Genomic DNA, 10095 nt, shown 5'->3' on the forward strand with positions numbered 1-10095 from the left:
CGCCACCCGCGCATCCTCGAGCACCTCGACCTGGTTCGAGAACAGCCATTTCAGCACCGAGCGCCGGGCAGGTTCCCGGAACGTCGGCGCCAACCGGCCGCCACCCACCTCCGTACCTGGCGCGGCCGAATTCGCCCACCCTATCGGCGAGTGGGAGCACGCCGAACGACTGCGGACCGCGATCGACGAATTGGCCCGGGATGCCCGGATCACCGTTGTCGGTGGCGGTCCCACCGGCATCGAAACCGCCGCCGAACTGGCTGATCAGGGCCGCGCCGTCACGCTGGTGGGTGGCGGCCGGTTGGCGCCGACGTTCCGGGAACCTGCCCGGCGCTCGGTGCTGAAATGGCTGTTCTCGAACCAGGTCGAGGTGCTCGAGGATGCGCGGGTGGCGAAGGTGTGGCCGGACGCGGTGACATTGGCGGATGGCACGGTGCTGGCCGGCGCTCTCACGATCTGGACCGCCGGATTCGGTGTGCCGGATCTCGCTGCCGACAGCGGCCTGCCCGTCGATGCGCTGGGCCGGCTACTCACGGATGAGACACTGACCAGCGTGGGCGACGATCGCATCATCGCGGCCGGTGACGCTGCCGCACCCTCGGGCCGGCCGCTGCGTATGAGCTGCCAGGCCGCCGCGCCGCTGGGTCTGCACGCCGCCGATACCGTCCTGGCACGCATCGCCGGCACCCGTCCCGGCGTGCTGAACATCGGGTTCATCGGCACCGGTATCAGCCTGGGCCGCCGCGCCGCGGCGGTGCAGTTCACCCACCGTGACGACACGGCCGGAAAACTTCACCTCGGCGGTCGCTGGGGTGTCCCGATCAAGGAGGCGGCGAGTAATGGTGCGGTGACGGGAATTCGGAAGGAAGCCCGCAAACCCGGCTCGCTCTCGATCTACAAGGGTGCCGGAAACCGGCACCCGCTGCCGGCGGCGGAGAACGTCACGCGATGACCGCCACTACCGAACACGCCGAGCGGTTCACCTTGCTGCGACCGCTGTTGTTCACGATCGCCTACGAAATCCTGGGCTCCGCGACGGAATCCGATGATGTGCTCCAGGACAGCTACTTGCACTGGTCCCGGGTGGATCTCGCGATCGTGCGGGATACCAAATCGTATCTGGCACAACTGGTGACTCGGCAGGCTCTCAACGCGGTACGGGCCGGTTCCCGCCGACGCGAGGACTACGTCGGTCCGTGGCTGCCCGAGCCGCTGCTGATCAGCGAACAGGATGCGGTCAGCGATGTGGTGCTCGCCGAATCGGTATCGATGGGGATGCTGGTGCTGCTCGAAACGCTCACTCCGGATGAGCGCGCGATCTTCGTGCTGCACGAGGTATTCGGCTTCGCCTACGACGAAATAGGTTCGGCGATAGGCAAATCCGCGACCGCGGTGCGCCAGATGGCCTACCGTGCCCGTGCCCACGTCCAAGCGCGACGCAACCGATTCGGGCCTGTCGACTCCGCCCGCACCGCCGATCTCACCGAACGGTTCCTGGCCGCGGCGACCACCGGCGACCTGTCCGGACTGCTGGCGCTACTCGCACCCGATGTCGCCTTCACCACCGACAGCGGAGGCAAGGTCAGCGCGGCCGGCCCGCGGGCGCGGGGAGCGCAGGATGTGGCCACCATTGTGATCGACGTATTCCACATGGTCGGACGGGTGCCCGGCCTGCGGCTCGAGTCGGCGACCTACAACCACACCCCTGCGATCGCGATCTACGACGGCGATCGACAGGAGGCCGCCTGCCTACTCGACAGCGCCGAGGGCCGGATCACCAACCTCTACATCATCCGAAATCCGGACAAACTCGCGACCCTCGCGGTCCCGCGCGCCATCACGCGCAGCGACCCGACCGTGCACAGGCCATAACGCGCCCCGGCCGGCGCCCATCCTGGGCGGGACGGCCGGCTCGGTTCGTCCACGTCGGTCGGTTACCACTCTGCCAAGTGGCGCAGGGATATCCGTTCACCCGGTTCCGGTTGGCGCTCTTACGATTTGCGCACCTTTCGCGCGTCAAGGCCGTGTGGCGACCACCTCGGACGCGACCTCGAGGAAGTTCAGGTCGGTGACGGCCGGAACCAGAATGAACTCGTCGCACCCGGCCCGCTCCGCGCCGTCGAGAATGCCGGCGAGCGCCTCGGGACTCGACGCCCGCGCCGACGCGGCGACGATGTCGGCCAGGTCGGGTCCGAGGAAGCCGAGGTAGCGGGCGGTGAAGGAGCGCAGCGCCTCGGACGCGTCGGTGACGCCCAAGGCGGTGAAGCAGCCGCTGACCTTGCGCGGGGGCGTCGTACGACCGGCCTCGGCCCAGCATCGGTCGGCGAGCTCGCCTACCTTGGCGATCTCCTCGGCGTCGCCGGAGATGCTGAAGCCGGAGATGCCGTCGGCCCACCGCGCCGCCCGGCGCATCGCCTTGGGCCCCATCGCGCCGGCGAGAATGATCGGCCCATCCGGCTGCACGCACGCCGGCCCGATCGGGTCCGCGCCCTCGAACGGGGGCTCGCCGGCCAGCAGTGACTTCAGCTCGGCGACCTTGTCGTCGAGTCGCTGGTGCCGTCGCTCGAATTCGGCGCCGAGAGCGCGGTAGTCGTGCTCGCGAGCGCCGACGCCGACGGCTACCTCGAGACGGCCGTTCGCGAGCTGGTCGAGGGTGCCGATCTGCTGGGCGACCATCGCCATCGGATGCTGTGGGAGCACCCAGAGGTTCGCCAGGACCTGCACTCGCTCGGTGACCGCGGCGCAGGCGCCCAGCGTCGCGACCATCTCCGGATTCGAGAACGTCACCCGCTCACCCACGGAGACGCTCGAAAACGGACCCGCGTCGATTCGCCGGGCCCAATCGAGCGTCGTACCCGGCCCGTAGCCGGGAGCCATCTGCGGAAGTGCGACACCGATCTTCATGGGGCGACCCTTTCAGACCCACCCGGCCCCGGTCACGCGATCCCCGATATCGCTCCGGAGCTTCACATGCGGTTCGTCCTCGACCGCGGCCGGCGCCATGGCGTTCGCAACACGACTCACGCGACCGGTCCCGGCAGAAGGCGCTCTTCCAGGGCGTCGCGCGGGATAGTAGGCCATCCGAAGTGATTGGCTCACAAGGCTTTACAGCGCATACCCCTGACATGTCAGGATGGGGCGCATGACTTCGATTCCGGAAGGCCATGCATTCACCGCTGATCCGGCCGCGGTGAGCGGCTACGACAGCATCGCCGAGGGGTATGCGGCCGAAAACGAGACCGGCCTCCTGCACGCGTACTACAACCGGCCCGCGATCGTGGAGCTCGCCGGGAATGTGTCCGGGCGGCGGATCCTCGATGCCGGCTGCGGCTCGGGTCTCCTGTTCGCCGCGCTGCGCGACCGTGGCGCCGTCGTGACCGGCATCGACGCGAGTGCCCGGATGCTGGAGCAGGCCCGGCAGCACCTCGGCGCCGACGCGGATGTGCGAGTCGCCGACCTGGCCGATCCGCTGCCCTTTCCCGACGACGCGTTCGACGATGTCGTCGCGTCTCTGGTCTTGCACTATCTGCGAGATTGGGGACCGACTCTCGCCGAGTTGCGACGAGTGCTGGTCCCCGGCGGCAGACTCCTGGTCTCGGTCGAGCATCCTTTCGCCAACTTCCTCGGGCAGCGCCTGGCCGGTGACCCGACCAACTACTTCGAGGTCCGCAACCGGATCGAGGAATGGACCATGGGCGGCCGGACCGCCCGACTGAGCTTCTGGGACCGGCCATTACACGCGATGACCGACGCCTTCACCGCAGCGGGATTCCGCATCGGCGTCATCAGCGAACCCCCGGCCCTGCCCGCCGCCCGCGACCTGATCCCCGAGGTGCTCGGCGAGAGCACCGACAACAGATTCCTGTGCTTCCTGTTCTTCGTCCTGCGCGCCGACTGACAACCGCAGCCTCGGGCGCGGCCGGTCCTGGATGTCCGGACGATGCCCGCATTCTCGACCGGGATCCCCGCGCGCAGGGACTGGCACCCACCCCAGCGTGCCTCTAAAATAGAGGCATGGTCGAAAGTCTCATCCTGCCGGTGTGGCAATCGAAAGACACCACGCAACTGCCGGCCTTACTCGCCGAAGGCGTGACCTTCTCGAGCCCGGTCGCCGACTACCACGGGCGCGCCCGCGCGGCACATCTGCTGGCCACGATCGCGACGGTGCTCGACTCGGTGCAGCAGACGCGGCAGTGGACCGACGGGCAGCAACGGATATTCGCCTTCACCGCCCGATTCGCCGACCAGGAACTCCAGGGTGTGTTGCGGGAAGAACTCTCCGAGACCGGCAGCTTGACCCACGTGACACTGTTCCTGCGACCGTATCGGGCATTGCGCGCGGCCATCGCGGAAATGGCACGGCGGCTGGAAGATTCGCCCCCGCCGCAGGCGGCATGACCGTGGCGGCCGAAACGCCGCGTCCGGGGCGCCCGGTGCGCGGATCGACCACCGGGCGCCCGATCATGGCGCTGTTCGATCTGCTCGGGCGGCGCTGGGTGCTGCGGGTGATCTGGGAACTCGATCAGGCCCCGGGTCCGCTCACCTTCCGCGAACTGCGCACCGCATGCGGCGACCTCTCCTCGAGCGTGCTGACCCGCCGGCTGTCCGAACTCACCGAGGCGCGCCTGGTCGAACATCACGAGGGTTATCGGCTGACCCGCGCCGGGCGCACACTCGTCGAGCGACTCACACCGCTGACGCAATGGGCGACGGAGTGGCGCATGACGATGGACGAGTAGCCACTCCGGGCCGGAGGGCAGCGGTAACGCTCATTCGGATACCGCACCGGGCCGTCGAGGTCACGCCGGAATCCTCGAACCAGCCTTCACGTATCAAAAAAGATTTATGAGACGGGCGGGCCGTCGTCGGAAGTTGTGAGGTTCCGATAGACGGTCGCACGGGACACGCCCAGGCTCGCGGCGATCTCGTCGACGGTACATTCGCCGGAATCGCGCATTCGCCGAGCGGTTTCGACCATCGCGGGGGTCATCGCACCCGGTCGGCCGCGACCGGTCCGGCGCCGCGAGATGTCGGCGGACCGCCCGGACGCGCGAGCAGTGACACGGGACGGCGCCCCACCCAGCAGTCGCTGCACCCCATCGAGAATAGCTGCGCGTAAACGCTTTTCACTCTGGTCGGCAAAGAACACCACCGGATCACTGAGCGCCGCGTAGATCTGCGCGGCCCGGACCCGGGCGGTGAAATCCGCGTCGGGGCCGGCGAGCAATGCCTGCGCGGTCAGGGCGATGTCACGCAGCCGCTGGTAGGTGGCAGTATCGGCCGACAGCGCCTGGTCCTGCATATGTATCCGCAGCAATGGCCGATGCTGGAGCCAGGTATCGATGAGCCCTTCGGCCACTGCCCACCGTCGCGCGTCCGGATCCCGGATGGATCGGACCGATTCGAGCATGGCCTCGGTGTCTGCGAGCAATGGTTCGACCAAGGCGACGACGATGTCGCTCTTGCTCGGAAAGTGATAGAGCACAGCCGTTTTGGTCAGTCCGACCTGCTCGGAGATCTCCCGCACGGAGACGGCGTGGTAGCCGCGCTCGGCGAACATCACCAGCGCGGTGCGCAGGATTCGAGCACGCGAATCGTCGGTCACGATCCCGATCCTATCCCTTGACTGACCGACGGTCAGCACCTTATCGTTGAGACCTGACCAATGGTCAGTATTTTTGCGACAAGGAGGACGCGGTGAAGAACGAGCGGATTCTGATTTCCGGCGCCGGTATCGCCGGACAGGTGTTGGGGTACTGGCTGGCACGGCACGGATTTCGGCCCACCGTGGTGGAACGGGCACCCCGGTTGCGGACCGGCGGCCAAGGGGTCGATATCCGCGATCAGGCGATCGACGTGGCCGAGAAGATGGGGATCATGGCGCGTGTGCGGGATTCCGCGGCCGACGTCGCGGGAATGAGATTCGTCCGCGCCGACGGACGCGACCTCGCTCGGATCGACATGCAGGGAATCAAGGAGAAGTACGGCAGCACCGAGGCGGAGATCATGCGTGGCGATCTCGTCCGGATCCTGCACGACATCACCGCCGACAACGTCGAGTACATCTTCGGCGACTCCATCCGCGGGCTCGAGCAAGACGCCGACGGTGTCACCGTCACCTTCGAGCATGCGCCGACGCGACGCTTCGACCTGGTGATCGGAGCCGACGGCCTGCACTCGGCGGTCCGGCGACTGGCCTTCGGCCCGGAGTCCGACCACGTGCGGCACATGGACCACTACTTCGCCTTCGGTAACACCGACTCGGCGTTGGGACCCGACCGGTGGATGACGGTCTTCAATACGCCGGGACACTTCGCCGGGATCTACCGCTCGGGCAACCACACACAGGCCAAGGCGTACCTCATGTTCCGCAGTCCGCGGCGCGATATCGACCCGCGCGACCAGGAGGCGGCGCGGGCGCTGCTCGCCACCGAGTTCCGTGGCGAAAACGCTTGGCACGTGCCGGAATTGCTGCAGGGCGTACTCGCCGATCCCGACGCCTACATCGACACGCTCGGCCAAGTTCGCATGAATTCCTGGTCGATCGACAGGGTCGCGCTGGTCGGCGACGCCGCCTACTGCGCGTCTCCGGCCTCGGGCGCCGGGGCCGAACTGGCGTTGATCGGCGCCTATCGGCTCGCGGGTGAACTCGCAGCGGCCGGCGGCGACCATCGCATCGCCTTCCACCGGTACGAGCGGGCCCACCGGCCGTTGGTCGACCGCAAACAAAAGATCGGCCCCAACCTGCGACTGATGGCCCCCAAAACGCGGGTCGGCATCGCCGTGCGCAACCTCATCACCCGCCTGCCGCTCCTGGAATCGATGGCCGGAATGGAACGCATCATGGCGCCCAAGTCCGTCGAGCAGCTCCCCGACTACAGGCCGCCGGCAGCGACGATCGCGGAATGAACCGCTTCGGCGCACGGTGCCATCGCGGTTCGCCTCGCGCCCGCTGGTCCCTCGTCGACGCCGGCCGAGTTCAGCCGGAATCAGGAATCTTTGTCCTTGCGAAGTTCGTCCGGTGGTTTGTTCTCGGTGACCTGCTCGTCGACCGAGTCGGCGAAGGCGGTACCGGCGACCATGCCGTCGGTACCGGGTACGACGACGCTGGCCCGGGCGCCGGGCTCGTAGATCTTGTCCAGCCGGTCGGCTTCCTTCTTGGCCCGCTCGCGGGTTTCCCGATCCGGTTCCGGCGCGGCCGTCTCGGCGGGCTTGGCGGTCGACTCCGAGGCATCCGATGTGTTCTCTGTCATAGTGGCGTGATTCCCGCCCGTCCCGCTCTTACACGGGCTCTGCGATCATCGCGGTCGGCGTTCGACATCGGTCCGGTGTGGCGCGGCGTGTGGCATCCGCCTGCGAACCTCGCAACCGGGCCCGTCCGCGACATCGACCGGCGAAGTGCCCCGTCGGACTACCCGCAGCCTGTGCCGGCATCGCGGCGCCGAGTGCGCGCCGGCACGACCTCGCGCGAGCCCCGGGCACCGTGCTGCACCCGCACATGATGCCGGTCCCGTAGGGCGCCGAGCCGGCTCGAAAGTCCGGACCATACTGCGCACGTCCTGCGATGACGCATAACGCGCACACCGCAGCGACTATTCGGGCTTGCGACTGGTGAAGTCGAAGGATCCGCTGTCGATGCCCCAGGAGATGATCCGTTCGGGGATGATGCGGATGATCGCGCGTTCCTGGGGCGCGAACGGAGGCTCCTCGTCGTCGAGCGCAACGGCCGTGCCGCGCACCTCGATGCCGCGAATTTCGTAGGGCTCCAACGACACCTGCTGGTCGACGACGAACGACACGCGGCTGCCCGCCTCGACATTGCGATATTTCCGGCTGGCGCGCATGCGCATACCGCCGATGTCGATGGTGCCGTCGGCGTTCACCCGATAGCTGGTCGGGTTGTTCTGCACGACGCCGTCGGGTGACACCGTGGCGAGGCGGCCGATTCCGGCCTCGGCGAGGAACTTCTGCTCGTTGATGGTGAAGGTCATGTCGATTACTCCTCGGTGAACTCGAATCACGGTGCGCCCCCGGCGATCAGCCGGAAGTTGTCGGTGGCGCCGAGCGTCAGCGATCCGGCTCCCCTACCGAAATCTATCAGCGCTAGCGACTAGAGCGACGGTAACATCAAATTCGATAGATTGTCTAGTGTTGCTAGATTTCAGTCCGTGGGCACGGGTTTACGCTCGAATCAACAAGCTCCACAGGCTGTTCCGCCCGAGCGAATACAACGACCTCGGCAGCACCGATGAATTCTGCGCGGCCCCGCCGTCGACACCACTGGATACCGACAGCACTGGGCCCGTCCCAGCGCGGGAACAAGCACAGGGAGGCAACGATGGGCACTCACGGACCCGAGCGGGGGCAGACGAACCGTTCAGTGATCGGCACAGGTGTGCAGGGGGCGCTGTGAGCGGCACTCGAGTGTTGGTGACGGGGGCGAGCATCGCCGGGCCCGCGCTGGCCCACTGGCTCGTCCGGAGGGGCGCCGAGGTGACCGTGGTGGAGCGGGCGCCCGGACTGCGACCCGGCGGTCAGGCCGTGGACGCGCGCGGAGTGACCAAAGAGGTCATCCGGCGGATGGGACTCGACGCGGCGGTTCGCGCCGCGCGCACCGAGACCGCCGGCGCGTACACCGTGGACGCGAACGGCACAGTGCTGGAGACCTTTCGGGCGGACGACGACGGCGGCGACGGTTACATCTCCGAGATCGAAATTCTGCGAGGGGACCTGTCCCGGGTGCTCTACGACGACACCCGCGACGGTGCCGAATACCTCTTCGGCGATCGGATCGCCGAACTGACCCAGGACGCGGACGGGGTCGACGTCGTCTTCGCGGGCGGCGATCAGCGGCGCTTCGACCTGGTGATCGGGGCGGACGGACTGCACTCGGCGTTGCGCGCCATGGTTTTCGGCCCGCGCGAGCAGTTCATCCGTCACCTCGGGCAGGCACTGGCCTTCTACACCGTGCCCAACGAGTTCGGGCTCGAGCGCTGGCTGATCGATTATCAGGAGCCCGGGCGGTCCGCCGGTCTGCGACCCATCCCCGACGCCACCAAGGCCATGGCCATGTTCTCCTTCACCGCCGCCGACCTCGACGTCGACTACCGCGACGTCGAGGCCCAGAAGCGCCTGCTCCGAGAACGGATGGCCGGCATGGAGTGGTTGACTCCGCGCATTCTCGCGCATCTGGACGACAGCCCGGACTTCTATCTCGACCAGGTCGCCCAGGTGGTGATGGACCGATGGTCCAGCGGTCGGGTGGGGTTGCTCGGGGACGCGGCGTTCAGCTCCTCACCGCTGTCCGGGCAGGGCACCGGCCTGGCCCTGGTCGGCGCCTACCTGCTGGCCGGAGAACTGGCGGCCGCCGACTGGGACCCGAAAATCGGATTCGCCCGCTACGAGGAACAGATGCGCCCGTACGTCGAGGCCAACCAGGAAATCGGCCGATTGCACGCCCGCAGCCGTGAGGTCCCCACGCCCGATTCCGAGCCGAGCCCCGATTTCACCGGCGAATGGTTCGCCGACCTGATCGAACGCGCGCTCAACGGCGTCGAGCTGCCCGGCTACGCGGGTGTGCCCGACTCCGGGATCACGGCCACACCGCCGACCACCTCAGCTGCCGGACCCCGGTAGGCCCCCGCCGAGTGGGGAACGAATGCCTGATCTGTGATAAGCATCGTGGCGTCGGACGTCTGGTCGGTCCGGTGATCTACGCCGATGATCTGGTGGTGGTGACGCACCGTCCGCTGTCCGAGGGTTCACCGATGCCTGGCTACCTGTTCGTCGAAACTGTCCGTCACGCACCGACTTTGGCCGATCTGAACGACGCCGAAGGCGCCGCGATCGGGTGGGCGGCTCGCCGGGCCGCCGTCGCCCTGCGGGCCGAGCTTGCCCCCGAATTCGTTTTCTCTGCGGTTACCGGCCGCAGCGTTGCGCACTTTCATCAGCATGTCTTCGTTCGCCCGCAAGGCACCCCCGATTGTGTGAACTGGTTCGGCATCGACTCGTGGGACAGCGGTCCGTGGATCGAGGAGTCCGCTCTGATTCCGTTGTGCGAGCGCCTCTCCGCCCACTTCGGGCCGGCTCTGCGGG

12 protein-coding genes are annotated in these 10095 nt (G+C 67.6%); 8 read left to right on the plus strand and 4 right to left on the minus strand.

The features are described from left to right. Both A5780_RS08830 and sigJ read left to right on the plus strand, forming a co-directional pair. Positions 1-952, plus strand: a 952-nt coding sequence (locus A5780_RS08830; protein WP_064908190.1) for an NAD(P)/FAD-dependent oxidoreductase, incomplete at its 5' end; no start/stop codon positions are given. Next, positions 949-1872 carry an RNA polymerase sigma factor SigJ gene (gene sigJ / locus A5780_RS08835; protein WP_064908191.1) on the plus strand — a complete coding sequence of 308 codons (924 nt, stop codon included), beginning with the start codon at positions 949-951 and terminating at the stop codon, positions 1870-1872. The genes A5780_RS08830 and sigJ, both read left to right, overlap by 4 nt. A gap of 144 nt (positions 1873-2016) precedes the next feature. On the opposite strand, the gene A5780_RS08840 is transcribed toward sigJ, so the two are convergent. Next, positions 2017-2904 (minus strand): LLM class flavin-dependent oxidoreductase, encoded by an 888-nt coding sequence (locus tag A5780_RS08840; RefSeq protein ID WP_064908192.1) that lies wholly within the window; start codon positions 2902-2904, stop codon positions 2017-2019. 238 nt (positions 2905-3142) lie between these two features. Here A5780_RS08840 and A5780_RS08845 point away from each other — a divergent pair, with 238 nt between their 5' ends. From A5780_RS08845 to A5780_RS08855, 3 genes are all read left to right on the plus strand, one after another. Beyond that, positions 3143-3898: a class I SAM-dependent methyltransferase gene (locus A5780_RS08845; protein ID WP_064908193.1), complete on the plus strand. Its 756-nt coding sequence runs from the start codon at positions 3143-3145 to the stop codon at positions 3896-3898. 116 nt (positions 3899-4014) lie between these two features. Continuing rightward, positions 4015-4398 carry a hypothetical protein gene (locus tag A5780_RS08850; protein WP_064901871.1) on the plus strand — a complete coding sequence of 128 codons (384 nt, stop codon included), beginning with the start codon at positions 4015-4017 and terminating at the stop codon, positions 4396-4398. After that, positions 4395-4739 (plus strand): helix-turn-helix domain-containing protein, encoded by a 345-nt coding sequence (locus A5780_RS08855; RefSeq protein ID WP_181065307.1) that lies wholly within the window; start codon positions 4395-4397, stop codon positions 4737-4739. Before A5780_RS08850 ends, A5780_RS08855 begins: the two co-directional genes overlap by 4 nt. A gap of 104 nt (positions 4740-4843) precedes the next feature. Here A5780_RS08855 and A5780_RS08860 read toward each other — a convergent pair whose 3' ends face one another. Next, a complete protein-coding gene (locus A5780_RS08860; RefSeq protein ID WP_064908194.1) occupies positions 4844-5605 on the minus strand; it encodes a TetR family transcriptional regulator in 762 nt (253 codons plus the stop codon). A 92-nt stretch (positions 5606-5697) separates the two neighbouring features. On the opposite strand from A5780_RS08860, the gene A5780_RS08865 reads away from it, so the two are divergent. Then, complete coding sequence (locus tag A5780_RS08865; protein ID WP_064908195.1) at positions 5698-6909, plus strand: FAD-dependent monooxygenase; 1212 nt, start codon at positions 5698-5700, stop codon at positions 6907-6909. A gap of 80 nt (positions 6910-6989) precedes the next feature. Here the strand turns inward: A5780_RS08865 and A5780_RS08870 are convergent, their stop codons facing one another. Further along, positions 6990-7253 (minus strand): hypothetical protein, encoded by a 264-nt coding sequence (locus A5780_RS08870; RefSeq protein WP_063015801.1) that lies wholly within the window; start codon positions 7251-7253, stop codon positions 6990-6992. A gap of 339 nt (positions 7254-7592) precedes the next feature. Next, positions 7593-7991, minus strand: a complete 399-nt coding sequence (locus tag A5780_RS08875) for a PPOX class F420-dependent oxidoreductase (protein ID WP_063015802.1) — start codon at positions 7989-7991, stop codon at positions 7593-7595. Between the two features lie 418 nt (positions 7992-8409). Here A5780_RS08875 and A5780_RS08880 point away from each other — a divergent pair, with 418 nt between their 5' ends. Both A5780_RS08880 and A5780_RS08885 read left to right on the plus strand, forming a co-directional pair. Next, positions 8410-9636 carry an FAD-dependent monooxygenase gene (locus A5780_RS08880; RefSeq protein ID WP_064908196.1) on the plus strand — a complete coding sequence of 409 codons (1227 nt, stop codon included), beginning with the start codon at positions 8410-8412 and terminating at the stop codon, positions 9634-9636. A 71-nt stretch (positions 9637-9707) separates the two neighbouring features. Beyond that, positions 9708-10095, plus strand: a 388-nt coding sequence (locus A5780_RS08885) for a hypothetical protein (RefSeq protein ID WP_197521705.1), incomplete at its 3' end; no start/stop codon positions are given.

This window comes from Nocardia sp. 852002-20019_SCH5090214, assembly GCF_001665865.1.
GTDB lineage: Bacteria > Actinomycetota > Actinomycetes > Mycobacteriales > Mycobacteriaceae > Nocardia > Nocardia nova.